The organism is Paenirhodobacter sp. (assembly GCF_047600745.1).
Lineage (GTDB): Bacteria > Pseudomonadota > Alphaproteobacteria > Rhodobacterales > Rhodobacteraceae > Rhodobacter.
Map to the genome: position 1 here is coordinate 35,812 of NZ_JASGKI010000004.1, position 24,688 is coordinate 60,499.

21 protein-coding genes are annotated in these 24,688 nt (G+C 66.1%); 20 read left to right on the forward strand and 1 reads right to left on the reverse strand.

The genetic code is table 11. The annotated features are described in order from the left end of the window. The first annotated feature begins 1,620 nt into the window (after nucleotides 1–1,620). From QM789_RS08760 to QM789_RS08810, 11 genes are all read left to right on the forward strand, one after another. Nucleotides 1,621–2,187 (forward strand): sigma-70 family RNA polymerase sigma factor, encoded by a 567-nt coding sequence (locus QM789_RS08760; RefSeq protein ID WP_420351541.1) that lies wholly within the window; start codon nucleotides 1,621–1,623, stop codon nucleotides 2,185–2,187. A 13-nt stretch (nucleotides 2,188–2,200) separates the two neighbouring features. Beyond that, entirely contained in the window at nucleotides 2,201–3,118 is a 918-nt protein-coding gene (locus QM789_RS08765) for a FecR family protein (RefSeq protein ID WP_420351542.1), read from the forward strand. Between the two features lie 108 nt (nucleotides 3,119–3,226). Next, complete coding sequence (locus QM789_RS08770) at nucleotides 3,227–5,683, forward strand: TonB-dependent siderophore receptor (RefSeq protein ID WP_420351543.1); 2,457 nt, start codon at nucleotides 3,227–3,229, stop codon at nucleotides 5,681–5,683. Between the two features lie 641 nt (nucleotides 5,684–6,324). Further along, the gene (locus QM789_RS08775; protein WP_420351544.1) at nucleotides 6,325–8,574 is read left to right on the forward strand and encodes a TonB-dependent receptor; all 2,250 of its coding nucleotides are present in this window, start codon (nucleotides 6,325–6,327) and stop codon (nucleotides 8,572–8,574) included. Between the two features lie 71 nt (nucleotides 8,575–8,645). Further along, the gene (locus tag QM789_RS08780; RefSeq protein WP_420351545.1) at nucleotides 8,646–9,332 is read left to right on the forward strand and encodes a Fe2+-dependent dioxygenase; all 687 of its coding nucleotides are present in this window, start codon (nucleotides 8,646–8,648) and stop codon (nucleotides 9,330–9,332) included. After that, a complete protein-coding gene (locus tag QM789_RS08785) occupies nucleotides 9,329–9,952 on the forward strand; it encodes a tetratricopeptide repeat protein (RefSeq protein ID WP_420351546.1) in 624 nt (207 codons plus the stop codon). The genes QM789_RS08780 and QM789_RS08785 overlap by 4 nt, the downstream gene beginning before the upstream one ends. A 65-nt stretch (nucleotides 9,953–10,017) precedes the next feature. After that, nucleotides 10,018–10,935, forward strand: coding sequence for a MurR/RpiR family transcriptional regulator (locus QM789_RS08790; protein WP_420351547.1), 918 nt, complete (start codon nucleotides 10,018–10,020; stop codon nucleotides 10,933–10,935). Nucleotides 10,936–11,100: 165 nt separating this feature from the next. Beyond that, nucleotides 11,101–11,784, forward strand: coding sequence for a hypothetical protein (locus tag QM789_RS08795; RefSeq protein WP_420351548.1), 684 nt, complete (start codon nucleotides 11,101–11,103; stop codon nucleotides 11,782–11,784). Further along, the gene (locus QM789_RS08800) at nucleotides 11,781–12,359 is read left to right on the forward strand and encodes a type I-E CRISPR-associated protein Cas6/Cse3/CasE (protein ID WP_420351549.1); all 579 of its coding nucleotides are present in this window, start codon (nucleotides 11,781–11,783) and stop codon (nucleotides 12,357–12,359) included. The genes QM789_RS08795 and QM789_RS08800 overlap by 4 nt, the downstream gene beginning before the upstream one ends. After that, a complete protein-coding gene (locus QM789_RS08805) occupies nucleotides 12,356–13,447 on the forward strand; it encodes a hypothetical protein (RefSeq protein WP_420351550.1) in 1,092 nt (363 codons plus the stop codon). The genes QM789_RS08800 and QM789_RS08805 overlap by 4 nt, the downstream gene beginning before the upstream one ends. Beyond that, nucleotides 13,447–15,669 (forward strand): helicase C-terminal domain-containing protein, encoded by a 2,223-nt coding sequence (locus QM789_RS08810; RefSeq protein ID WP_420351551.1) that lies wholly within the window; start codon nucleotides 13,447–13,449, stop codon nucleotides 15,667–15,669. Before QM789_RS08805 ends, QM789_RS08810 begins: the two co-directional genes overlap by 1 nt. Here the strand turns inward: QM789_RS08810 and QM789_RS08815 are convergent. Next, entirely contained in the window at nucleotides 15,648–16,298 is a 651-nt protein-coding gene (locus QM789_RS08815) for a hypothetical protein (RefSeq protein WP_420351552.1), read from the reverse strand. The genes QM789_RS08810 and QM789_RS08815 overlap by 22 nt on opposite strands. A gap of 101 nt (nucleotides 16,299–16,399) precedes the next feature. Between QM789_RS08815 and QM789_RS08820 the strand changes: the two genes are divergently transcribed. The 9 genes from QM789_RS08820 to QM789_RS08860 all read left to right on the forward strand — a co-directional run bounded on the left by QM789_RS08820 (nucleotide 16,400) and on the right by QM789_RS08860 (nucleotide 24,450). Then, on the forward strand, nucleotides 16,400–16,654 hold the full coding sequence (locus QM789_RS08820; RefSeq protein WP_420351553.1) for a hypothetical protein: 255 nt from the start codon (nucleotides 16,400–16,402) through the stop codon (nucleotides 16,652–16,654). After that, nucleotides 16,651–17,556: a siderophore ABC transporter substrate-binding protein gene (locus tag QM789_RS08825; RefSeq protein ID WP_420351554.1), complete on the forward strand. Its 906-nt coding sequence runs from the start codon at nucleotides 16,651–16,653 to the stop codon at nucleotides 17,554–17,556. The genes QM789_RS08820 and QM789_RS08825 overlap by 4 nt, the downstream gene beginning before the upstream one ends. Nucleotides 17,557–17,560: 4 nt before the next feature. Beyond that, the gene (locus QM789_RS08830) at nucleotides 17,561–18,514 is read left to right on the forward strand and encodes an ABC transporter permease (protein WP_420351555.1); all 954 of its coding nucleotides are present in this window, start codon (nucleotides 17,561–17,563) and stop codon (nucleotides 18,512–18,514) included. Continuing rightward, nucleotides 18,507–19,460, forward strand: a complete 954-nt coding sequence (locus QM789_RS08835; protein WP_420351556.1) for an iron chelate uptake ABC transporter family permease subunit — start codon at nucleotides 18,507–18,509, stop codon at nucleotides 19,458–19,460. The genes QM789_RS08830 and QM789_RS08835 overlap by 8 nt, the downstream gene beginning before the upstream one ends. Continuing rightward, a complete protein-coding gene (locus QM789_RS08840; RefSeq protein ID WP_420351557.1) occupies nucleotides 19,457–20,215 on the forward strand; it encodes an ABC transporter ATP-binding protein in 759 nt (252 codons plus the stop codon). The genes QM789_RS08835 and QM789_RS08840 overlap by 4 nt, the downstream gene beginning before the upstream one ends. Before the next feature lie 130 nt (nucleotides 20,216–20,345). Further along, nucleotides 20,346–20,585, forward strand: a complete 240-nt coding sequence (gene purS / locus QM789_RS08845) for a phosphoribosylformylglycinamidine synthase subunit PurS (protein ID WP_420351558.1) — start codon at nucleotides 20,346–20,348, stop codon at nucleotides 20,583–20,585. 30 nt (nucleotides 20,586–20,615) lie between these two features. Next, a complete protein-coding gene (purQ, locus tag QM789_RS08850) occupies nucleotides 20,616–21,284 on the forward strand; it encodes a phosphoribosylformylglycinamidine synthase subunit PurQ (RefSeq protein ID WP_420351559.1) in 669 nt (222 codons plus the stop codon). Nucleotides 21,285–21,330: 46 nt separating this feature from the next. Continuing rightward, entirely contained in the window at nucleotides 21,331–23,115 is a 1,785-nt protein-coding gene (locus QM789_RS08855; RefSeq protein WP_420351560.1) for a sensor histidine kinase, read from the forward strand. A 3-nt stretch (nucleotides 23,116–23,118) separates the two neighbouring features. Further along, the gene (locus tag QM789_RS08860; protein WP_420351561.1) at nucleotides 23,119–24,450 is read left to right on the forward strand and encodes a sigma-54-dependent transcriptional regulator; all 1,332 of its coding nucleotides are present in this window, start codon (nucleotides 23,119–23,121) and stop codon (nucleotides 24,448–24,450) included. Nucleotides 24,451–24,688 lie beyond the last annotated feature (238 nt).

Sequence of the window (24,688 nt, forward strand, 5' to 3'; positions counted from 1 at the left end):
GCCGCGAATGAGATCAGGGAATAGGGCCACTTCCCCTTCGGGATGCCTGACCGGGAGGGCATTAGATCGTAGCCGCACTGAACTGCGCCGCATGGATCTTCCCGCCGCGCCCGGAGCCTGACAGGTCTGCCTGTGCCGTTTGGGGACGGACGTAACCACCTACCGCAGCATCCGGGCGACATTGCGCCGGGTGCGCTGAGGATGCGGAAGCGGTTTGCCAGCTATGACGGCCTGTTCCGGGCCTGCCGGACAGGGAAGAAATTTCACTCAGGGAAGGGGCTCGACCTGTCCGGGATCGCCGTTTTCCAGTGCAGAACCCCGGACATTTCGGGGGCGAGCGTCAAGCTGCCCTTGGGGCCAAAAAGGGCAGAATATCCCAAAACAGGGTTGGTATCCCGGGCCTTCCTGAACCCGCCTCTCTCAACGTCCCCGAGGCTGGAATACACCATCGCCGCCACCAAATCACAGCAACCAAGGGGCGGTGATAGCCTGACTACACCAGAGGGATCAGGCTCATGGTTTCGCTCCCCTGTCGCATGCCGGGTCGAGTTTATCATGGCGCACCCATCCGGCTCCAGCGCTTCCGACGGTGCGGGGCCCTACCGGGGCCACGGTTCCCTTCCAGTCGGCGGCCATACTCCCTGGGTGCGTTTGGCTTACTCACCCGAAACGGCGCCCGGGCTTTCCTCAACGCAAATTCATTGCGCTGAATGAAAATTATGCCCTTCGGCACCAGCAGACCGGCACTTCGCAGCCTGTTTCGTTGTTACGGAAAGAACGACCGTAACCGCTCCATCTGCGTATCGGTCAACCAGAAAATCCCGCCCATGAAGGGAACTTGAACCACGACCCCGCCCGCGCATCAATTTTGGGTATAGGTCCGCGCGATGGCACGCGACAAGACGACGATTTCGGGGACTGCTGCGCCGGGTAAACGGATCTGCGTGGTGTGGTATTTTGAGACGGTTCCGCGCCGCCCCGATCATGATTGCGCGCTGATCCGGGGCGGGCCGGTCGCACCGTCAACACGCTTGTGAGGTTAACAAACGCTCCTGTCAGCTTGTCGAAACGGGGCGCGATCACGGCTCCCTCCCTGGTCCCGGTCAAAGGGGCGACGGATCGTTGCGATGGTGTGAGGACTGTCATGCTGCGCCGGGCGCCTGACCCGGCCCATGAGGTGATGCGCAATCTGGTCCGGACGCGATCATCCAGCAGAGCGAGACCGATCCTTGCGGGGATGTCGGCCCAATGGCCGGGTGTGATCGAGCAGGCTCGAAGTTCGCCTTTGGGTGCGAATCCGGCTGTCCCTCGAACCAAATCGTGTCGGTTGAACGTCCCTGCCAGGCGGGGTGCTGAACCACCGGATTGCACTGGGCCTTTGTACGGAAGGCCAGAGCGCCGCCGGGAAGGGCGATGGGGTGCGTTCTGGCGTGTAGGCCGGGAAATCACTTCGGCCAAGGGGTGTTGCGGAAATGTCCGGCCCGGGACCAGGGAAGCCGCCGTGGACTTGCCTTCATTCACCGCATTTCTTAACGTTAATGCAGCCAGCCACGAGGCGAGCCCTCGGATCTTTTCATGGGTTTCGCGATACCGCCGCTGCGGTATGCAGGGCAGGCAGGTTTGGACGACAACGACAGGAGACTTGACCTGTATCTCGCGCATCGGCGCGAGTTTCTCGACTATGCCGCGGCCATCACCGGCGACCGCGCGCAGGGCGAGGATGTCGTGCAGGACGCGTTTCTGCGGTTCAGCTCCGAAACCGCGTCGCGCCCGCTGGACGAACCGCTCGGCTATCTGTGGCGCATCATCCGGAACCTGGCGCTGGACTGGCGGCGCAGCCGCAAGGCGGAGGGCCGCTATATCGACCCGGACGCCGATGCTTCCTGGGCGCTGCATGACCAGCCGATGGCGGAGGAGGCGCTTGCCTGCCGCGATGAATTGCGGATCGTGATGGCGGCGATCGCCGAACTGCCGGAGCGCACCCGCGATGCGCTGGAAATGCACCGGTTTGAAGGTCTGAAACTGCGCGAGATCGCCGACCGTCTTGGCGTTTCGACAGCGACGGCGCATGGTCTCGTCTATGAAGGGCTGGCCTATTGCCGGTATCGTCTGGATGGCGACAGCCCCGCGCAGGCGAAGTGCCGACGGAAAAAGCCACCGCATCCGTTATGGGGCGGGCGGTCCTGAAGAAGCGGATGACATGGACAAGACAGCGGGCAATGCGCAGCGAAAGGCGACCGAGGAGGCGTTGAACTGGCTGATCCTGCTGCGGGAGGATCCCGGGGATGGGGATGCTCGGGCGCGCTTCCTGCTGTGGCTGCATGCGGAGGACGCGCACCGGGCGGCCTGGGATGAGGCGAACCGCCTGTGGCGGGTTGCGGGGATGGCGCCGCGGGCGGTCGCGCGGCGGCAGATGCGCCGTGCGGTGGCGAGTGGCGTGGCCGCGCTGGCCCTGGCCGTTCTGGCGGCGGTCTATGTGCCGGGCGTGGTGCTGCGGCTGGAGGCGGATCATGTCACGCGGGTCGCCGAAACGCGGCAGATCCGGCTGGCGGATGGCAGTTCGGTCACCCTTGGCGGCGCCAGCGCGATCGCGGTGGAGATCACGCCCGAACGGCGCGCGGTGCGGCTTCTGGCCGGGGAGGCGTGGTTCGAGGTCGCGCCGGATCCCGCCCGACCGTTCGCCGCCGTGGCCGGGGATCTGCATGTGACGGTGCTGGGCACCGGGTTTGATCTGCGGCTGAACGGGACCGGCGCGGCGGTCGCGGTCGGGCATGGGCGCGTAGCGGTCGGCGGGCACGAACCGCCGTTGGAGGCGGGGGACTGGCTCTATCAGGCGGCGGGCCGGGTCGAGACCGGCGTGGCCGCCCCCGGGGCCATCGGCGGCTGGCGCGAGGGGATGCTGGTCGTCAAGGATCGCCCGGTGTCCGAGGTTGCGGACATGCTCGGGCGCTACCTGCCCGGCGGGCTGACGGTGATCGGGGGGCGGTTCGATGCGGTGCGGGTGACAGGCGTCTACGATCTGGCCCGGCCCGAGGCCGCACTGGAGGCATTGCGGGCGGCGCATGGCGGGAAGCTGCGCCGGATACCCGGTGGAATAACCATATTTTCGTCATACTAATCATATGGTTGTAAATAATTAACAATTTTTCCTGAAAAATGGCGCTCCGAATACGTCTTTTCCTTGAAGGGCCGAGAAGCGGCCGATCCAGAACAGAGGGACGTATTGATGAAACCGGGGAAATCTATCGGACTGGGCAGACTGGTCGCTGCGCTCATGTTGGGAACGGCGCTGGTGCCGACCCTGCCGATGACGGCGGCGATGGCACAGGAGGCGGCGCGCGATTTTCGCATTCCGGCGCAGCCTTTGGACGATGCGCTGATGCTTTATGGCCGGCAGGCGGGGATGATGGTCTCGGTCGATGCGGCGCTGCTGCGCGGGCTGCGCTCGCCCGGCGTGTCGGGGACGCTGCCGCCCGGGCAGGCGCTGCAACGGGTTCTGGCGGGGAGCGGGCTGAGCTGGCGCCAGAGCGGCGCGACGATGATCGTGTCGCGCCCCGGCGAGGTGGCGGCCGACGGATCGGTGCAGCTCGACACCATCACCATCCAGGCGGGCGGCAAGACCGAGGGCACGGGGTCCTGGACCACGACGGACACCTCCGCCACGCCCGGCCTGCCGCTGTCGATCCGGGAGACGCCGAAGTCGGTTTCCGTCGTGACCCGGCAGCAGATGGACGATTTCGGGATGCGCGATCTGAACGACGCGCTGAAAAGCGACAGCAGCATCTACCTTGAAACCAGCAACGGCCAGACCACCGCCCCGATCAGCCGCGGCTTCGCCATGCAGGGCCAGATCGACGGCGTGCCGGGCGATGGCATGTGGAGCGGCAACGCCAACATCGGCTCCACCCGCGACATGGCCTTCATCGACCGGGTTGAGGTGCTTCAGGGCGCGGCGGGGTTGTCGACCGGGGCGGGCGCGCCGGGCGGTACCATCAACCTGATCCGCAAACGCCCGACGCAGGAGTTCCAATCCTCGATCGAGGCCGAGGCCGGATCCTGGAGCGCGGGCCGCGTCGTCGCCGATGTTTCCGGCCCGCTGAACGAAAGCGGCTCCATCCGGGGCCGGTTGGTCGGCATGGCCGACAAGCGCGACAGCTTCGTTGACTATATCAGCGATGAGAAAGAGGGCGTCTATGGCGTCGTCGAGGCCGACATCGCCCCCAACACCGTTCTGGGCGCCAGCGTGATGTATACGCAGCGCGACTGGTCGGCCTATCGCTATGGCGTGCCGCTGTATCGCGGGAAGTCGCTGGGCTTTGGCCGCGACACGTTCTTCGGCGGCGCGAACGACGGCAACCGCAACGACGAAACGCATTACACCGCCTATCTTGAGCATACGTTCGCCAATGACTGGAAGCTGAACGCCACCGCGATGCACAAGAAGATGGATATGCGGCTGCGGCTGACCTATTTCAACTTCGCGGAAAGCAATCTGGATGCCGTGACCGGCGAAGGGAAATCCTATGGCACGCAGCCCCTCGATTATCTGACGCATCAGAACATCCTCAGCGTGCAGACGAGCGGCCCGGTGCAGGCGTTCGGGCGCACGCATGACCTCGCCTTCGGGGCGAGCTGGTCGAAGACCTCGGTGGACGGCGCGTTCCGTTACGATTTCATGGGGCCGTTCAACATCTATGATTTCGATCCGAAGGCCTATCCGCGCCCGCAATGGGGCGATCCGCAGGATTATCGTTGGATCGACACCAAGGAATATGGCGTCTTCGCCGCGGCGAACCTGAATGTCAGCGACCGGCTGAAGGTGCTGCTCGGCGCGCGGTGGAGCTGGTATGACCAGACCAACCGCACCCTGAATGTCCAGACCGGCCGAGACAGCACCTATGGCAGTTCCTCGACCTCGGAAAGCGGCGTCTTCGCGCCCTATGCCGGGGTGGTCTATGACCTGACCTCGCAATGGTCGGCCTATGCCAGCTATTCGGAGATCTTCGCGCCGCAGACCCAGATTCAGGCCGATGGCAGCATCGTGAAGCCGGTCACCGGCAGCAACTATGAAATCGGGCTCAAGGGCGAATTGTTCAACGGTGGCCTGAACACCGCGCTGGCGCTGTTCCGGACCGAGGAGACCAACCGCGCCGTGGTGGATGACAGCGTGACCGACCCGGTGCTGATCGCACGCTGCGGCGGGCGGAGCTGCTACCGCGCGGCGGGCGAAATCATCAGCCAGGGCGTCGATCTGAGCGCGAGCGGCGAGGTGATGGCGAACTTGCACATCGGCGCGGGCTACACCTATACCGATGCGGAATATGGCAACGGCACCCCGGGCTTCAAGAAGGGCGACGCCTACCGCACCACAATGCCGGCCCATGCGCTGCGCCTGTTCGCGACCTATGACATCCCCGATACCGGTTGGAGCGTCGGCGGCAGCATCCGCAGCCAGAGCGACACCTACAACACCTACAAGGCCGGTGCGGATACCTATCGCGTGACGCAGGGCGGCTATACGCTGGTGGGGCTGATGGCGAAGTACAAGTTCGACGACAACCTGAACCTGTCGCTGCGCGTCGACAACCTGTTCGACAAGACCTATGCGGACACCTACAGCAACACGAACCTGTATTACGGCGAACCGCGGAGGATCACCGCGTCGCTGAAATACACGTTCTGAGATCCACGCACCTTCCGCCCCGCGATCAGACGCGGGGCGGACCGGATGAAACATTGTCGGGGGCCGTCCATTTTCGGCCCGCGCGCGGCCCTGAGGGCGTGGCCGGGCAGGGCGCCACGATCCGCGCCACCGGACGGCGAACCGGAACCTCTGCGATGTAGCAGTGCCCCCATCCACGACAGAAAATCTTTGTAAAAAAGCGCAACAGGCCGTTTCGCGCCATGTTTGCGCGGTGTTCGGGGCCCGGAGATACCGGCTCCGGCCCGGAAATGCCCGCGCGGAATGGCGGGGCGATTTTACTGCTACATCGGATCGTGGTCGGTGCAGGCGCGGTAGCCAATCTGAATAGCCATCCGTTTCTGTTCCACATCGCAGAAGTATGGTCATGCAAGGATTGCCCGGAACGCGCAGCAGGCGTTCGCCATCCCCTTTCCCGTGCAGGAAGCCAGCCGCCCGGCGGGCGTTGGCCTGTGTGACCCCGGGCCAGCGGGCGCAATCCGCAGCGTGCCCGGGCCGGTAGCCGCGGTGTGGAAGGCCGGAGGGAGATGGTTTCCGCAGACCATCCGGAGCGCGACAGGCAGCGGATCCCCTTCCCGAATTCAACGACGATGCCGCAGCACAGGCGGCACAAACGAGAGGACATGACATTGACGAAACCGAACTCGATACAGGTCGGGGTTGCCCTATCGCTCGGCGCGGCGACGGCCCTGCCTGCTGCTGCACAGCAAACGACTGAAAACACGGGGGAACAGGTCGTTCTTGATACGATCCTGCTCGATGCTGTCTCCGCCAATGCGAATGATGCCACCACCGGCACCGGCGCGCGGATGCTGGGCGGCACGGTCCGGGAAACGCCGCAGGTCGTTACCGTGGTGCCCGCCGAGGTGATCAGGCAGAAGAACATCACCACGCTGGAAGAGGCGCTGCGCAATGTGCCGGGGATCACGCTGTCGACCGGCGAGGGTCGTGGCGGCTCGAACGGCGAGCAATACCGCCTGCGCGGCCTGACCGCGAAGGGCGACATCTACAACAGCGGCCTGCGCGACTTCGGCGCCTATACCCATGACACGTTCAACGTCGATTCGGTTTCGGTGATCAAGGGCCCGTCGGGCGAGGCTTTCGGTTCGGGCAACCTCGGCGGGGTGATCAACCAGGTCTCGAAGCGCGCGCATCTGGGCGATGCGAACGAGGTCAGCGGCACCATCGCGAGCGGCCTGCGCACCCGCGAGACGCTCGACATGAACAGGCAGCTCACCGATACCTCGGCGATCCGCTTCAACCTGATGAACCAGAACGGCTATGCCGCCGACCGCGATCATGTCACGGTGAAGCGGCAGGGTCTTGCGGTGGCTTACGGCATGGGCCTTGGCACCGATATGGAATGGCACGTCGGCTACCAATACCTGAAGGGCAAGGGCAAGCCGGACTACGGCCAGCCGATGGGCGAAGATTCGGACGGCAAGTATCGCCCGCTTCAGGAATTCGGCATCCCGGGCTATGACCGCGATGTGTCCTATGTCCGTTCGACCGACAAGGACGATACCGAGGCGCATATGCTAACCTCCTCGTTCAGCTATAAGGTCGCGCCGGGCTTCACCATCACCAACGACACCCGGTTCTCGCGTTTCGAGCGGGATTTCTCGGGCACCAACCCGGCAACCTGCGATGCGGCCTGCATAGCAGGCCTGCGCGCGGGCATCGACCAGCCGCTGCGCTATGGCGCGGGCGGCGGCATGACCTACAAGCAAAAGGGCTGGGGCTTCCAGAACCTGACCGCTGCGCAACTCGAATTCGAAACCGGCGCGCTGCGGCACAAGGCGATGGTCGGCCTCGACATCACTTATCAGGGCGACGACCGTACCTCGGGCAGCTGGGAAGGCCGCACCAGCGATCAGACGATCCTGCATCCTCGTTATGGCTACCCCGATGCCCGCGTGACCTATGACTACGCCGGCAAAACCCGGGCGAAGTCGCACAGCATCGGTGTGCTGTTCGGTGACCGGGTGTGGTTCAATAAGCAATGGTCGGTTCAGGCCACGGCGCGGGCGGATTACTTCAAGAGCACCTTCGACGGCGCGGTGATCGGTGGGAGCGAAACGGTTCACGGCAAGTCGGAAACCAAGCGTCTGAGCCCCTCGGTCAGCCTGATGTTCGAGCCCGATGCCAACACCATGGCCTATTTCTCGGTCTCGCGCACCTGGCGTCCGCTCGGCACCGATATCGCGGCGGCGGTGAACTCCTTCGAGCCGCCGACCTCGGACGCCAAGTATCAGCCGGAGCGGTCGGATAACGTTGAACTGGGCGGCAAGATGGACCTGTTCGGCGGCACGCTGGGCCTGAACGGTGCGATCTTCCAGACCCGCAAGAAGAACTCGTTCACCGTCAATGACGATGGCACGGTGACCAATGGCGGTCTGGACGCTGGTCAGGCGATCCGCGTGCGCGGTGTCGAACTCGGTGCGACGGGCAACATCACCTCTGACTGGACGGTGATGGCGGCCTATGCCTGGCTGGATGGCGAAGTGCAGGGCGGCAAGGGCACCCGGCCTGAGAATGAAGGCAACGATGCGCCGGGCGTGTCGCGCAACAACATCTCGCTGTGGACCAACTACAATCTGCCGGGCGCGATGACGAATCTGCCGGGGCAGCTTTCGGTTGGGGCGGGCGTGACCTATGCGTCGAAATACTACGCCGACGCCGGGAACGAAGCCCAGATCCCGAGCGCGCTCTCGCTCGATGCTTCGATTGGTTATGAGACCGACGCCTATCGTGTGACGTTCAGCGCCAACAACCTGACCGATCACGACAACTATTCGTCGGCCTTCAATGCGGTGCGTGCCGTGCCGATGGCGGGACGCAACTTCGCGCTGACCGTGGCGGCGAAGTTCTGATCCCGGTGCCGGGATCCTGACAGCCTCGCGCGCGGTTCGCCGCGCGCGTTTTTGCATATCACGAGGCCCTCATGCTGATCCATGTTCCCGATGTCCTGACCCCCGAGGAGGTTGCCCATTGCCGCCGGCGGCTGGAGGCGTCGCCCTGGGCGGACGGGCGGCTGACGGCGGGCGATCTGGCGGTGCAGGCCAAGCGCAACCTGCAAATCCCCGTGGACAGCGACGAGGCCCGCGACCTGGGCGAGATCGTCCTGCGGGCGCTGGCACGCAGCGAGATCTACAATTCCGCCGTGCTGCCGTTCCGGGTGCTGCCGCCGATGTTCAACCGCTATGACGAGGGCATGACCTTCGGCATGCACACCGACAATGCGATCCGCACCGTTCCGGGCACCGGGGGGATGCGGATGCGGGCCGATGTCTCGACAACGATCTTCCTGACCGGGCCGGAGGAATATGACGGCGGCGAATTGCTGGTGCAGGACACCTACGGCACGCAGCGGGTGAAGCTGCCCGCCGGGCATATGGTGGTCTATCCGTCGTCCAGCCTGCACAGCGTGACGCCGGTGACGCGCGGCAGCCGCTGGGCCTCGTTCTTCTGGGCGCAGTCGATGGTGCGCGAGGACGAGAAGCGCGCCATGCTCTACAACCTCGACACCGCGATCCGGCAGGTGCGGGCGATGAACGGCGACGACAGCGAGGCGGTGCAGCGGCTGGTCAGCCATTACCATAACCTGTGCCGGATGTGGGCGGAACTGTGACCGTCCGGGCCGAGGCGCAGCTTGCCCTTGGGCAGATGCTGCTTGATGCGGGGGACGGGGCTGCGGCTTGGGAGTCCTTCGCCGCAGCCGCCCGCGCCCATGACGCGCGGGCACTGAACATGCTGGGGCGGATGTCGGAGCAGGGCTGGAACGGCCTGCCGCCCGCGCCGGAACAGGCGGCGGGCTTTTATCGGCGCGCGGCGGCGGCGGGCAGCGGTTGGGCGCATTTCAACCTGGGTGACCTTTATCTGCGCGGCGCGGGCGTGCCGCAGGACGATGCCGCGGCCTATGCCTGTTACACGCAGGCCGCCGCCGCCGGGGTCGTCAAAGCGCTGAACATGATCGGGATGTGTCACGAGGAAGGCCGCGGCACCCCCGCCGATCCGGCTCAGGCGCGGCGGTTTTTCGTGGCCGGGGCCGAGGGCGGCGATTGCTGGGCGCAGTTCAACCTTGGGCGGCTGGCGCTGGCCGAGGGGCAGGTGGATGCGGCGGCGGCGTGGTTCGAGGCGTCGCTTGCCACTGGCTTCCCGGGCTATTGGCGGGCGCTGGCCGCCGCGCTGGCGGGGCAGGCGGATCCCCGGTTGCAGCGGATCGCGCAGCGCTTCGCCGTGACGATGTAGCGTTTACTTTTGCGCGCCCGTCGGGTAGTGATTGCTACCAAGGTAACAGGATATTCTACCCGCCCATGGAGCCCGCAAGACGAAAACCGGCCAGCAAGGCGCGTGATCTGTTCACCGACAGGTATGAACGCCGCCGTGACCGCCTGTCCCCGGCGTTTCAGCGCGTGGCCGGTTATATCGACGCCAACCGGCTCTCGGTTCTGGCCTCCTCGGCGATCGAGATCGCGCGGGCGGTGGGAACCTCCGACGCGACGGTCGTGCGCGCGGTGCAGGCATTGGGCTTTTCGGGGTTGCAGGAGTTGCGCCGCGAACTGGCGGCGAGCCTCGGACAGCGGACCACTCCGGCTGATAATCTCAAGCGCACCCTCGACGATGCGGTGACGCGGATCGACGCGGTGGTTGACGATCTGCTGGATGTCTATGCGGCGGGGCTGGAGGCGCTGCGCGCGCCGGATTTCCGCGAAAACCTGATGAAGGCACTGTCCGCCCTGCATGATGCGCAGAGGGTCTTCGTATTCGGAATCGGCCCGACCGCGCATATCGCCGAATATTTCGCCGCGAGGCTCCGGCGCAAGGGGAAGCCGCAGCAGGTGATCAACCGGACAGGGGCGGAACTGGCGGATCAGTTGCTTGAATTCGCGCCCGGCGATGCCCTCATCATGATGGCCTACGGTCCCCTTTACAAGGAAGCCGGGGTGACCCTGGCCGAGGCGCGGCGGCTGCGGCTGCCCGTGATCCTGATCAGCGACACCGCGCAGGGGGAACTGGCGGGCCGGGCCGATGTCGTCCTTGCCGTGCCGAGGGGCAAGAACGATCGGTTTGCGCTGCATGGCGTGACGGTCTTCTGTCTTGAGATGCTCCTTCTCGGTCTGGCGGCGGGGGAGTCGGATCGTGCACTCGCATCGCTGGCGCGGCTGGAGCATCTGCGGCAGGCGCTGCGGTCGGGCCGTCAGCTCATGCCGACGGACCCCGACGAGGAATGAGATCCGAAGCGGCGGCTTTACTGCTACATTCTTCCATGTTGCTGCTGCGGGCGGAGAGGCCGGGGCGATGCCGGGCCGGAGTGAGCGGATCAAAGACGCCGACGCGGAATGGAACGACTTTCGGATATTGAAGACAGGCCCGGCGCGCGAACGCGGGGATACGCATTGAACGACGCGACCGGCTTCTGGTTTCGTCATTTCGGCCGGTTTCTGGCGCCCGATGCCGCCGATTGGTCCAGGGCGCTGATGCGTCGCTATCCCCATGCCGATCCGGCGCGCAAGGTCACGGCCCGGATGGGCGGGTCCGAACCGGCGCGGTTCCTGATCTGTGAGGACTGGGCCCGGGCCTGGGCGCCGGTGCGTCCGGAGGCCGATCTGCCGCCGCAGGTTTCCCTTCAGCCCACGCATAGCCGGAAGCGGTGGGACTGGATCGTCGATGTCATCGTGAACCCGCCCCGGCCCCCGTTCCTGGCGGCTTCTGCCGGGCTTTCCGGCGGCGATGCGGCGCATTGGAAGCTGACCACTTCGCAAGATCTCATCGTTTTCGGCGGGGCGGCGGCGCTGTTCGAGGGCGAGCATGTCGTTCTGGTCGAACGTCGCCGCTTTCTGGAGGCCGCCGACTGGTTCGCCCTGACCGGCGCCAATGCCGCCGACCTGCTGCGGAGCCATGAGATCGCGCGCCAGTTCCGGATGGGATTGATCGGCGGCGCCGAGGCCCGGCTTGCCCTCGGGCGGCTGAAAACCGATCCGGCGCTGCTGCGCGGCTTTCCGGGCAGTGCGAGCGGCTTTCTCGCCCGGCTGGCGGCGTTCACGGCACAGACCCGGCCGCGCGGGAAGATCGCGGCATGAGGGATTATATCCTGCGCGTTCCGGCGGGGCTCGACCTGTCGCAGCGCACCGCGCTGAAAAACGCCGTTGCCGCGCTGTTCGGGGACAGATGCGCCGAGGGTCATCCGCGCTACCTGTTTTCGCCGGATCCGCTGATCGCGGAGGGACCGTGGATCCGGGTGCGAAGCTGCGCCGGCCCGGCGCCGGAGCCCGCGCGCGGGCTGGTTGCGGAACTGGCGGCGCCGGTGCTTCGGGTGGGACAGCGGATCGAGGCGGCGGCCTGGGTGGCGATGAAAGCGCGGGTGTTCCATGCGGAAACCGATCTGCACGACCGGGTTATGGCGGGGTTGGCGCGCTACCGCGATGTCTTTGCCGCGGCTATCGACCTGAGCGGCTATGCCGTCGATCCCGATATCGGCATTGCGCATATGGAGCGTGGGCGCGCGCGGTTCGGCCGGGCTTATGGCCGGATTTCCCTGTCGGGGAGGGTGACGGATGAACCGGCGCTGCGGGGGCTCCTGACCACGGGCATCGGCGCGGCCAAGGCCTATGGGTTCGGTCTGATCGGCGTCATCAACAGCGAGGACCGGGTATGAGCGGGCTTTGGGATATTCGGCTGGAGGGCAGTCTGGAAACCCTGTCGCCGTTTTGCGTGATCGCCCCCGGCGCGGAGGAGGTGACCCGCGCCAATGGCGGCAAATACCGCCGGATCAGCCGCAGGACGCTCTATCGTGACGGGTTGCGCGACAGCAGGCCGGTCGTTCCGGGATCGACCCTGCGCGGCCGGCTGCGCCGCTCCGCGGTCGAGGTGGTGCGGATCCTGAGCGGAGAGCGGATGCCGCTGGCGCAATGGCACCAGAATGCGATCGGCGGCATCAAGGGCAGCGACTCCGAAGCCGCCTTCGACGTGCAACTCCGGATCACCCTGCGCGAAAAGAACCCGGTTCTGGCGTTGTTCGGCGCGGGGTCGCCCTGGATGACGGGCCGGGCGGCGATCGGCGACGCCATCCCCGAAGGGCCGGTCGAGACCGATCTGATCGGCGGCGCCAGATCCGATGACGGGCGCCGCGACGGGATGCTGTTTGAACGGCTGGATGCCGATGCGGCGGAACAATGGCATGCGATGGCCGATGCGAACGCGGCCCGGACCCGATACAAGAAGGCCATGCGCGACCTGAACGCCACGCTGCGCGCCGCGCGCAAGGGGGGCGGCCCGGAGGAGGTGGCCCGGCTTGAGGCCGAGCTTGCCGACCTTGTTCGGTGCGAGGAAGCGGCGGGGCTCATGAGCACGAACCCGGTCTCGATGCCGCTGCTGCATGAGGCGATGCCTGTGGGCGTCCGGATGCGGCACCGGATGATGCTGACGGCGGTGACCGAGGCGGAGGCGGGGTTGTTCCTTGCCGCCATGAACCACTGGATGCGGAGCAAACCGGCCCTGGGGCAGCATGAAAGCCTCGGCTATGGGCTGCTGCGTGGGGAATATGACCTCTGGCTGTCTCCCGCCGGGGCGGGCGATCCCTTTTCCGTCGGGCAGGCGCAGGCCCTTCCGCTGGGCACGATGACCGCCGAACCGATCGCCGGTCTGTCGGGCGTGCCCGAACGGCTTGCCGGGTTCATGGCGGCATTCCGGGAGGCGTTCCGGAGCGGCGCGTTCGATTTCCGTCTGGCTTCGGAAATCGGGTGATGGCTTCGCTGTGGTTCGGCCCCGAAGGCCCGCTGGCCGATGCCCTGCGCGCAAGGGGGATGGACCCGGCGCCCCGGCCCGCGCAACAGGCCTATGCCCGCCATCTGACGGAGTGCCTTGCCGCCGGGCGCCCGGCGTTCATTGACACTGAGACCGGCGTGGGCAAGACGCTCGGCTATCTGGTGCCGATGCTGAACCATGCCTGGCGCGGGGCACAGGTGCGGCCCGTCGTGGTGATTTCGACCGCCAATGTCGCCTTGCAGCGGCAGATCATGGACGCCGACCTGCCCGTTGCGCTGGACGCCTTTGCCCGCGCGACCGGCAGGCGGCTGCGCGCGGCGATGCGCGTTGGCCGTCGGCAGGTGATAGATCCGGAGGCGCTGGAGACCGCGGTCACGGACCTGGGCACGGCGGGCGACCGGCTCTTGGCCGATGACATGATCGGCTGGTGTGAAACGGCGCTGGCGCGGGGTGAGCTGCCGATGCGCTCCGCACTCCTGTCGGCGTTTTCGGACCGGCTGAGCGCGCCGCATCCCTGGCTTTCGGCGGACCTCATCGGCCTGACGCCCGAAAGCGATGCCGCCGGGGCGCTGTTTCAGCGGCTTATGGACGAATGCGCCGAGGCGGATGTCCTTGTCGTCAACCATCACCTTCTGGCGCGGCATCTGATCCGGCCGTTCCTCTGGGACGGGGAGCGGGTGGCCCATGTCGTCGTGGACGAGGCCGACCGCCTGCCGCAGATCGTCGAGGACATGACCCGCTCCGCCGTGCCGCTGCACCGGCTGCACAGCCTTGCGGGTGGGCGGGCCGATACGGCGATTGCGGAGGCGATCACCCGCCTTGATGCCGTTCTGTCCCCCCGCTGGGGCAACCGGGAGGTCATTCCCCTCAACAGCCTGACCCAACCGGAGCAGGGCGTGGTGCTGGGCGTGATCCGGGATCTGCGGGGCCAGATCGCGCATCTGACGCGGGATCCTCCGGCGGCGCTGTGCGACGATATTGCGGCCCTCGACACCTATGGTATCGCGCTGGAGCGGATCCTGCGGCGGGCGGAACAGGGCGATCTGGCCCGAACCGTGATCTGTCATTCGCCGGTCCGGCGCTATCCGGGGATTGCGACCATTGCGGAGGGGGCGGCGCGGATCATCGCAAAGCGGCTGTGGTCGGAACCGGCGGCGCCGGTCGGCGGGCTGCTGTTCACCTCGGCCACCCTTTCGACGCTGGCGCAGGGCGAAGATACCGATGCGCGCCGCGCGATGGCGGGGTTCATTGCCGGATGCGGCTTCGCGGCGGAGAAGGTCGATGCCGCCTGCTGCGCCCAGATCGCGCCGGAGCGGTTCGGCACCCTGCGGTTCGTGCGGCCCGCGCTTGCGGCTCCGGCGGCCTTTGCGCCGGGGGGCGATGCCGACACGGCGCAGGTTGCGGAGGCCGCCCTGCGCTATTGGAAGGCGATGATCGAGGCCGCCAGCCGCGCGGGCGGGCGCTGTCTTGTCCTGTTGCCTGCCACGCGCGACGTTCTGGCCATGTCGCGGTTGTTCACCCCGGACGATCCCCGGCTGGTCGCACAGCTTCCCGGCCTGCCGATGAACCTGGCTATTGCCCGGTTCCTGGCGAAGCCGGATGCGGTCTGGCTGTCCGCTTCGGCGTGGGAGGGGGTGAGCCTGCCCCATGCCATCGCCCATGTGGTCATCCCGCGCTTTCCGATCCGGCCGCAGAGCTTCGAGGACACCGTTCTGCAACGCTATCTGGCGCAGGTGACCGGCGGCGAAAGGGCGGGCCGCGCCACGATTTTCGGCCGACGGCTGGCCGAGGCGCGGCGGCGGCTGCGGCAGGGGATCGGGCGCGGCATCCGGGCACAGGACGATAGCGTCACGATCTGGATCGGGGATCCGCGCTGGCCGCTCAATCAGCAGGAGGCCGACATGCTTTTGCTGGATCAGCCCCGGCCCTGGTCGGGGGCGATGCTGAACGCGGTGCCCGGGCGGTTCCGGAAGGTGGCAAGCGCGGCGCCCCGTTTTCAGGCCGGGGCAGGGTGGTTGCAATCGCATCCGGAACAGGCGATGGTGCCGGGACGCAGCAGCCCCGGCCTTTGGGTGGGGGTCGAAAACGGCGGCGTGATGAATATCATCACCAAGCAGAGCAGCCCCGCCTCCGGGCCGGGGTCGACGGAGGCCGGTCCCCCCGGCCTTCCCTCTGCCGCTCAGGCGGGCCGGGGGACGTAGCAGTCTTCGGCGCCGGAGATGTCCCAATAGGGCGGGCGCCATGTCTCCACCGCAGTCAGCGACAGCGCCCGCGTCGACAGCCGTACCGGGATCGGGCGCCGGACTTCGCCCGTTTCGTCGATCAGGGGGCAAAGCCCCTCGGCCGGTTCGATCTCGATCCGGCCCAAGGCGCCATGCCCGTCCCTGCGCCGGGCGCCGATGCTCCCGGCGGTTTCCAGCAGGCGCCGGGCGCGCGACGCATCCCCTTCGGCGATCCATGACACCGATTCCGCGGCGATGCACTGATACCGGGTCAGATGGGCCTTCGTCGGCCCTTTCACCGTGCTGACCTTGTGATACCGCCCGCGCACGGGGTGCAGGAACAGCGGCGCCTCCGCCAGATCCTTCGCAAGCCGGATCCCCCCGGTCTTTATCGCGGCGTAATGCACCGGATTGTTGAAATAGGCGCGGCTTGCGCGAAACAGACCGTTCTCCCGCGCCAGTGGGATTTCCCCGAGCGGATCCGTTTCGATGCCCCACAGATCCCGGATTTCGGACAATATCCCATATAGCACCGCATCGAGCGTCAGATAGGTCTTTCCCAGACACAGAGGGGTGTCCAGATGGGCCGTGATTCTAAACAACGCCATTCCCGCTCCGCGATGCCTTTTGCGCAAGGTTATGCCGCTTCGCCGGAGCAGGAAAGGCACCACGGCGCCGGTTTTCCACGGTCGGATGCAGCCACGACTACATGTTGCTACAGCCGCCGGAAGTTGCGACACCGAAAAACGGTGGATCAGATCCCGGGCAGGACAAAGCCATCCCGCAGAACGGTTCTGCGGGATTTCTTGGCGTTTATGGCATTGAATATGCGGGAAAATTTATTGCCTTCATTCTGGCTGTATTTTTACAAATTTGGTCAAGATTTATTGACCGCTGGTGCTGCCTGAATTACAGAACGGCCCATGACAGGTTCCCTCAAGCTATTGATGGTGATTTCCGATGATAAAGCCCTTCGTTTTCGCGCTCACAGCCGTGCATCTGCTGAGCAGTGCCGCACTGGCGGACATTGCCGTTACCCATGCTCAGGGTGAAACGGTTCTGAAGGCGGTGCCGCAGACCGTCATGGTGACGGATTGGGCGGCGTTCGACGATCTGACCTCGCTGGGCGTGCCGGTTGCCGGGGTGCCGGGTTCGGCCCCGCCGGGCTATCTGGCGGCGAAGGTGACGGATGACATGACGCGCATCGGCTCGTTGCAGGAACCGGATGTCGAGGCGATCGCGGCGGCGGGCCCGGATCTGGTGATCATCGGCGCGCGGTCGCGCAAATCCTATGCCACGCTGTCGCAACTGGTGCCGGTGATCGACGTGTCGGTGGACAATGGCGCGGTGATCGACGGGGCGAAGGCCAACCTCACCATGCTGGGCAAGGTCTTCGGCCGCGAGGAACAGGCGGAGACGCTGAAGGCGTCGCTCGATGCCAAGGTCGCGCAGGCGAAGGCCGCGGCGGCAGGCAAGGGCACCGCGCTGGTGATCGTGACGAATGGCGGCAAGATCGGCGTCTACGGCCCGAAATCGCGGGTGTCGTGGCTTTACAACACGCTGGACGTGCCTTCGGTCTTCGATACGGTGGATGACCGCGACCATGGCGGCGATGCGATCACCTTTGAATATCTGCTGAAGACCAATCCGGACTGGCTGTTCGTGGTTGACCGGGATGCGGGGGTCGGCACGGGCGGCGCATCCGCGCAGAAGCTCTTGGACAACGACCTGATCCATCAGACGAATTTCTGGAAGAACGACCGGGTGGTCTATCTGGACCCGGCCGCTTCCTATGTGACGATGAACGGCTATGGCGCGCTGATGCTGCTGTTGGATCAGGTGACCGACGCCTTCAGCACGAAGTGAGCCGGTGTATTCGCTTGCCTTCGGCATCGTCCTGACCGCCGTTCTGGCGGGGATCAGCCTGACCATCGGCGCCGCCGACATGTCCTTTGCCACGCTCCTCGCGGGCGAGGACAGGGCGGCGCAGGTGCTGATGATCAGCCGCATTCCCCGGACACTGGCGATCATGCTGGCGGGCTCGTCGCTGGGCATTGCCGGGCTGGTGATGCAGATGATCGTGCGCAACCGCTTTGTCGAACCCTCGACCACCGGCACGACCGAATCCGCGATGCTGGGGTTCCTGATCGTCACGCTGCTCGCGCCCGGCTGGCCGGTGATGGCAAAGATGGGGGTGGCGGCGGGGTTCGCCTTTCTGGGCACGCTGCTGTTCCTGCGCCTGTTGCGGTTCGTGCCGCTGCGCGAGGTTGTTCTGGTGCCGCTGGTCGGTATCATGCTGGCCGGGGTGATCGGGGCGGTAACCTCGTTCATCGCCTATCGCTACGGGCTGCTGCCCTCGGTTCTGGCCTGGAGCATGGGGGATTTCTCGGGTGTGCTGCGCGGACGGTATGAGCTGTTGTGGCTCGGGCTCGCCTGCACGCTGGTCGCCGCGCTCGCCGCCGACCGCTTCACTGTGGCGGGGATGGGGCGGGAGTTCACGACCAACCTCGGGCTGAACTACCAGCGGCTGATGGTGCTGGGCCGTGGCATCGTTTCGGTGATTGCGGCGGTCTGTCTGGTGTCCGTCGGCTCGATCCCGTTCCTCGGGCTGGTGGTGCCGAATGTGGTCAGCCTGATGATCGGCGACAACATGCGCCGCGCGGTGCCATGGGTCGCCGTGGGCGGCGCGGCCTTTGTTCTGGCGGGGGACATCATCGGGCGGCTGGTGCGCTACCCCTACGAAGTCCCGATCAGCGTGGTCGTCGGCGTGATCGGCAGCGGCGTGTTCATCGTGCTCCTGCTGCGGAGGCGGTCGCATGCCTGACCGTCCGCGTCTTGTCCTGCTGGTGCTTACGGTGCTGGCGCTGGCCAGTGTCATCTGTTTCATGACGCTCGGCGTGCGCGGCAACTGGGGCTTCGTGCTGCACTTCCGGGGGCAGAAGCTCGCGGGGCTGCTGCTCGTCGCCTGTTCGGTCGCGGTGTCCACGGTGCTGTTCCAGACGGTGACGAACAACCGGATCCTGACACCCTCGATCATGGGGTTCGATGCGCTGTTCATCCTGGTGCAGACCTCGATCATGTTCTTTCTCGGCACCGGGGTGTTTGCGCTGATGGATCCGCATCTGCGCTTCGGGCTTGAGGTCGTGCTGATGGTGGGCTTTGCGGGCCTGCTGTTCCGCTGGCTGTTTCTGGGCGAGGAACGCAGCCTGCATCTGGTGGTGCTGATCGGCATCGTCTTCGGCGTGTTCTTCCGCAGCCTGTCGGGGTTCATGCAGCGGCTGCTGGACCCGAACGCCTTTCAGGTGTTGCAGGACAGCTTTTTCGCCAGCTTCTCCACCATCGACCCGACGCTGCTTGGCCTGTCCTGGGGCATCGTGGCGGTGCTGGGGCTGGTGCTGTGGCGGATGGGGCATTGCTTCGACATTCTCGCCCTTGGCCGGGCGCAGGCGATCAGCCTCGGGGTGGATTACCGGCGCGTGGTGATCGTTCTGCTGCTGATCATCTCCGTGCTGGTCGCGGTCTCCACCGCGCTGGTCGGGCCGGTGACCTTCTTCGGCCTTCTGGTCGCGAGCCTTGCGCATGGGCTGGTGGGGACCAGCCGGCATCGCTACATCCTGCCGGCGGCGGTGCTTTTGGCGGTGATCTGCCTTGTGGGCGGGCAGACGCTGATGGAGCGGGTCTTTGCCTTTGACACCGCCCTGTCGATCATCATCGAATTCATCGGCGGGATCACCTTCATCTTCCTGATCATAAGGGGGGCCGCCAGATGATCGTCACGAGCCATGTCAACAAGCGCTACGGCGTGGTGCCGGTCGTCGATGACGTGACGGTGACGCTGCCCGCGGGCGGGGTGACCTCGATCATCGGGCCGAACGGGGCGGGGAAGTCCAGCCTGCTGTCGATCATCAGCCGCCTGTCACAGGCCGACAGCGGCAAGGTTACGGTGGACGGGCTGGACGTTGCCACCACGCCGGGCGCGGTGCTGGCGCGGCGGCTGTCGATCCTGCGGCAGGACAACCACATGACCGCGCGGCTGACGGTGGCGGATCTGGTGGCCTTCGGCCGCTATCCGCACAGCCGGGGGCGGCTGACGGTCGAGGACAAGGCCCATGTCGACCGGGCGATGGACTACCTCACGCTCACCGATCTGCGCGACCGCTTTCTGGACGAGCTGTCGGGCGGGCAGCGGCAGCGGGCCTTTGTCGCGATGGTGCTGTGTCAGGACACGGATTATGTGCTGCTGGACGAGCCGCTGAACAACCTCGATATGAAGCACGCTGCCGGGATGATGAAACTGCTGCGCCGGGCGTCGTCGGAACTGGGCAAGACCGTGGTGATGGTGATGCACGACATCAACTTCGCCTCGCGCTATTCGGATCATATCGTCGCCATGCGCGCGGGCCGGGTCGTGCATCAGGGGCCGCCCGAAACTGTCATCACCTCCGAAGCGCTGCGCGAGATCTACGACATGGATATTCAGGTGCGCGAGATAGACGGCCACCGGCTGGCGCTGTTCTACGGGTGACAGCGCTCCGGCGGGTGTGGTTTCCTCGCGAAGCGGGCCGTTTCGCGCCTTGTCTGGCGGGGGTCTTCGGGTTACATGGGCGCAAGCGTTCACGCGGCGCGCGCGCGCCGGAGTCCGGGGAGATATGCCGATGAAAGCCCGCGTCCATGTCATGCTGAAGGATGGCGTTCTCGATCCGCAGGGCGAGGCCGTGCGCCACGCGCTCGGGCATCTGGGGTTCCAGGGGGTCGATGCGGTGCGGCAGGGCAAGGTGATCGACCTCGACCTGACGGCGACCGACCGTGCCGCCGCCGAGGCGGAGGTGAAGGCGATGTGCGAGAAGCTGCTCGCCAATACCGTGATCGAGAAATACACCGTCGAAATCGCCTGAGGCAGGACCGTCGAGAGCAGAGGAGCCGCCATGAAAGCCGCCGTTATCACCTTTCCCGGATCGAATTGCGACCGTGACCTGCTGAATGCCTTTGCCAAGGCGGGGGCCGATGTCGTCCGGGTCTGGCACAAGGAAACGGCGCTGCCCGACGGGATCGACGTGATCGGCGTGCCGGGCGGGTTCAGCTTTGGCGATTACCTGCGTTGCGGCGCGATTGCCTCGCGCTCGCCGATCGGGCAGGCGATCGCCGATTTCGCGGGCCGGGGCGGCTATGTGCTGGGCGTGTGCAACGGTTTTCAGGTGCTGACGGAGATGGGCCTGCTGCCCGGCGCGCTGATGCGCAATGCGGGGCTGAAGTTCATCTCGAAGCCGGTCGCGCTGCGGGTGGAAACCACCGGCAGCGCCTTCACCTCGGGCTATGTCAAGGGCGAGGAGATCGTGATCCCGATCGCCCATGCCGAGGGGAACTATCAGATCGACGCGGAGGGGCTGAAGCGGCTGCAAGGCGAGGACCGCGTGGCGTTCCGCTATGCCGCCAATCCGAACGGCGCGACGGATGACATCGCGGGCGTGCTCAGCGACAACCGCCGCGTGCTGGGCCTGATGCCGCACCCCGAACGCGTCGTCGAGGATGCGCAGGGCGGCACCGACGGGACGGCGCTTTTCCGCGCGCTGACGGGTGTGGTGGCGCTGGCGTGATGCGCTTGTGCTTGTTGCGGGCGGGGGCATGGCCTAAGTTCGCGCCATGCCGGATAGCATCGCGACAGCCGAAACGATCCTGACCGAGCCGAAGGCCGCCCTTCGGCGCCGCAAGCTGTTGCAGGCCGGTGTTGCCGGGGTGCTGGCCGTCGCGGTGGCGATCATCTGGGGCACCAACGCCTGGCTGACCGAGCGGTTCACCGAAACCACGCGGGTGCGGACGGAACTGCGGCTGGCGCTGTATTCCGGCAATATCATATCGGAATTGCAGCGGACATCGGTCGTGCCGCTGCTGCTTGCGCGCGATCCGGAACTGACCTCGGCGCTGGCGACGCGGGATTTCTCGAAGACCTCGGCCGCGCTGATCACCGCGCGGGAGGATATTGCCGCGGCCTCGATCCGGCTTCTGGATACGGACGGGCGGGTGGTCGCGGCGACGAACCGCAACCTGATCGGCACCTCCCACGCAGACGAGCCGTTCTTCGTGGAGGCGCTGCGCTCGCGCGAGACGATCTTCACCACCGGCACGCGGCAGGGCACGGGGACCGAATTCGACTATTCCCGGGCGCTGGTGACGGATGGCAAGGTCACCGGGGTGATCGTCGTCGAGGCCGAACTGTCGAAGTTCGAACGAAGCTGGGCCGGGATTTCGGATGCGGTGGCGGTGATCGACAGCGATGGCAAGATCATCCTGACGACGGAGCCGAAATGGCGCGGCCTGACGATGGACGAGGCGCTGGAGGCGCGTTCTGCCCCCACCGCGATCCAGCGCGCGCTTCAGGCTACGACCGACTGGGCGAACCAGTCGCCCGATGCCTATCTGGCCGGGCAGGCGGTGATGCGCACGGAATCGCGGATCCCGTTCCGCGGCTGGCGGATGGTGGCCTTCACCAGCTATGAATCGGTGCGCGAGAAGGTGAACGCGGTTCTGGCCTTGCAGATCATGGCGCTGGCGATCCTGCTGGCGGCGGGGTTCTATCTGGTGTCGCGCCGGGCGCGGGTGCAGTCGCTGGCCTACCGGAAGGAATCGGCGGAGCTGCGGGCGCTGAACGCACGGCTCAGCCGCGAAATCGCCGAGCGCGAGCGGGTGCAGAAAGATCTTGCGGTGGCGGAATCCACGCTGGCGCAGTCGTCGAAGCTGGCCGCGTTGGGCGAGATGTCGGCGGCGGTGAGCCATGAGCTGAACCAGCCGCTGGCGGCGATGAAGACCTATCTGGCGGGGGCGCGGCTGCTGTTGCAGCGCGCGCGGGTGGAGGAGGCGCTGTCCTCCTTCCAGCGGATCGACGACCTGATCGAGCGGATGGGCGCGATCACCCGGCAGTTGAAATCCTATGCCCGCAAGGGTGGCGAGGCGTTCGAGCCCGTCGACCTGCGCGCGGCGATCAGTTCGGCGCTGGCGATGATGGAGCCGCAACTGAAGGCGAAGACGGTGAAGATCACCCGCGTCCTGCCGCGCGGCCAGGTCATGGTGATGGCCGACCGGATCCGGCTGGAACAGGTGATCATCAACCTTTTGCGCAACGCATTGGATGCAACCAAGGGCCAGAAGGCCCCCGAGATCGAATTGATCCTCGCCACCGGCGAGACGGCGGTTCTGAGCGTGCGCGACAATGGCCCGGGGATATCGGATCTCGAAAAGCTGTTCGAGCCGTTCTGGACCACCAAGAAACCGGGGGAGGGAACGGGGCTGGGCCTCGCGATTTCCTCCTCCATCGTCAGTGATTTCGGCGGTCGGTTGACCGCCCATAACGCCGGGGGCGGTGGCGCCGTCTTCGAGATGCAGCTTCCGCTGATCTCGGATGACCGCCGGACGCCCCGGGCAGCGGAGTAGAACATGGCACGCATGATGAAAGTGGCGATCGTCGACGATGAAGAGGACATGCGCCAATCGGTCAGCCAGTGGCTGGCGCTGTCGGGCTTCGACACGGAAACCTATGCCAGCGCCGAAGATGCGCTGAAGGTGATCGGGCCGGACTGGCCCGGGGTGGTGATTTCGGACATCCGGATGCCGGGGATGGACGGCATGGCGTTTCTGAAGCGGCTGATGGGGCTGGATTCGGGGCTGCCGGTGATCATGATCACCGGGCATGGCGACGTGCCGATGGCGGTGGAGGCGATGCGTCTGGGCGCGATGGACTTCATGGAGAAGCCGTTCAACCCGGACCGGATGACCGAACTTGCCAAGCGCGCGACACAGGCGCGGCGGATGGCGCTTGACAACCGGGCGCTGCGGCGCGACCTGGCCGAAGGGGCGCAGGTGATGGGCAAGCTGATCGGTACCTCGGCGCCGATGGAGCGGCTGCGGGAGGATATTCTCGATCTGTCGCAGGTGGATGGCCACGTCCTGATCGACGGCGAAACCGGCACGGGCAAGTCGCTCACGGCGCTGGCGCTGCATGCGACGGGGCCGCGCGCGGGGAAGAAATTCGTGGTGGTCAGTTGCGCCGCCTATGCCGAGGATGCGCTGAGCGCGAAGCTGTTCGGCCCGGTCGAGGAGGGCGGCGCACTGCCCCTGGTCGAGGAGGCGCGGGGCGGCACGCTGGTGCTTGAGGATGTCGAGGGGCTGAGCCAGAGCCTTCAGGCGCGGCTGCTGACCTTCATCAACGAGCAGGGCACGCCCGCCGAAACCCGGATCATCGCGATCTGCAACGCGCATGGCGAGGGCCGGACGCTCGAAGATGCGCTGCGCCCGGACCTGTATTTCCGGCTCGCCGCGCACAAGATCACCTTGCCGCCGCTGCGCACGCGGGGCGAGGACACGCTGACGCTGTTCACCCGGATGGCAGAGCAATTCGCCGAGGAATACGGCTGCGACGTGCCCGAGGTCTCTGCGCAGGAGGCGGCGCAGCTGTTGCAGGCGCCCTGGCCGGGCAATGTGCGGCAGTTGATCAACGTGGCCGAACGCGCGGTGTTGCAGGCCCGGCGCGGTTCGGGCTCGATCGCCTCGCTGCTGATGGCCGACAACGAGGAAGCGGGCCCGGCGATGACCACCGAGGGCAAGCCGCTGAAGGAATATGTCGAGAACTTCGAGAAGATGCTGATCGACAACACCATGCGCCGGCACAAGGGCTCGATCGCCGCGGTGATGGAGGAACTGTGCCTGCCGCGCCGGACGCTGAACGAGAAAATGGCGAAATACAGTCTGCAACGGCAGGATTACATCTGATCCTAAGCAGTTTTGTTTCCGCGAACGGGGCGGCCGAGAAAAAGCGATTGTCTTTGGGGCGGTCGCCCGTCTATTGTGGGAACATGTCGATGCAGGGGCGCAACTTCCCCTGCATCCACGGAATTCGCTGATTTCGGGGCCGCAGGATCGCGCGATGGCGCATCGGCAGGTCCGGATCAAACGATTGGCCGCAAGGCCGCATTCTTGCCCGCGGGGTGACCCGGGGTGTCAGTTGGGC

What these genes read in the sequence shown, in the direction of transcription:
- QM789_RS08765 (WP_420351542.1), top strand. Translation starts at nt 2,201, where the DNA reads ATGGACAAGACAGCGGGCAATGCGCAGCGAAAGGCGACCGAGGAGGCG.
- QM789_RS08770 (WP_420351543.1), top strand. Translation starts at nt 3,227, where the DNA reads ATGAAACCGGGGAAATCTATCGGACTGGGCAGACTGGTCGCTGCGCTC.
- QM789_RS08775 (WP_420351544.1), top strand. Translation starts at nt 6,325, where the DNA reads ATGACATTGACGAAACCGAACTCGATACAGGTCGGGGTTGCCCTATCG.
- QM789_RS08780 (WP_420351545.1), top strand. Translation starts at nt 8,646, where the DNA reads ATGCTGATCCATGTTCCCGATGTCCTGACCCCCGAGGAGGTTGCCCAT.
- QM789_RS08790 (WP_420351547.1), top strand. Translation starts at nt 10,018, where the DNA reads ATGGAGCCCGCAAGACGAAAACCGGCCAGCAAGGCGCGTGATCTGTTC.
- QM789_RS08800 (WP_420351549.1), top strand. Translation starts at nt 11,781, where the DNA reads ATGAGGGATTATATCCTGCGCGTTCCGGCGGGGCTCGACCTGTCGCAG.
- QM789_RS08805 (WP_420351550.1), top strand. Translation starts at nt 12,356, where the DNA reads ATGAGCGGGCTTTGGGATATTCGGCTGGAGGGCAGTCTGGAAACCCTG.
- QM789_RS08810 (WP_420351551.1), top strand. Translation starts at nt 13,447, where the DNA reads ATGGCTTCGCTGTGGTTCGGCCCCGAAGGCCCGCTGGCCGATGCCCTG.
- QM789_RS08815 (WP_420351552.1), bottom strand. Translation starts at nt 16,298, where the DNA reads ATGGCGTTGTTTAGAATCACGGCCCATCTGGACACCCCTCTGTGTCTG.
- QM789_RS08820 (WP_420351553.1), top strand. Translation starts at nt 16,400, where the DNA reads ATGTTGCTACAGCCGCCGGAAGTTGCGACACCGAAAAACGGTGGATCA.
- QM789_RS08825 (WP_420351554.1), top strand. Translation starts at nt 16,651, where the DNA reads ATGATAAAGCCCTTCGTTTTCGCGCTCACAGCCGTGCATCTGCTGAGC.
- QM789_RS08835 (WP_420351556.1), top strand. Translation starts at nt 18,507, where the DNA reads ATGCCTGACCGTCCGCGTCTTGTCCTGCTGGTGCTTACGGTGCTGGCG.
- QM789_RS08840 (WP_420351557.1), top strand. Translation starts at nt 19,457, where the DNA reads ATGATCGTCACGAGCCATGTCAACAAGCGCTACGGCGTGGTGCCGGTC.
- purS (WP_420351558.1), top strand. Translation starts at nt 20,346, where the DNA reads ATGAAAGCCCGCGTCCATGTCATGCTGAAGGATGGCGTTCTCGATCCG.
- purQ (WP_420351559.1), top strand. Translation starts at nt 20,616, where the DNA reads ATGAAAGCCGCCGTTATCACCTTTCCCGGATCGAATTGCGACCGTGAC.
- QM789_RS08855 (WP_420351560.1), top strand. Translation starts at nt 21,331, where the DNA reads ATGCCGGATAGCATCGCGACAGCCGAAACGATCCTGACCGAGCCGAAG.
- QM789_RS08860 (WP_420351561.1), top strand. Translation starts at nt 23,119, where the DNA reads ATGGCACGCATGATGAAAGTGGCGATCGTCGACGATGAAGAGGACATG.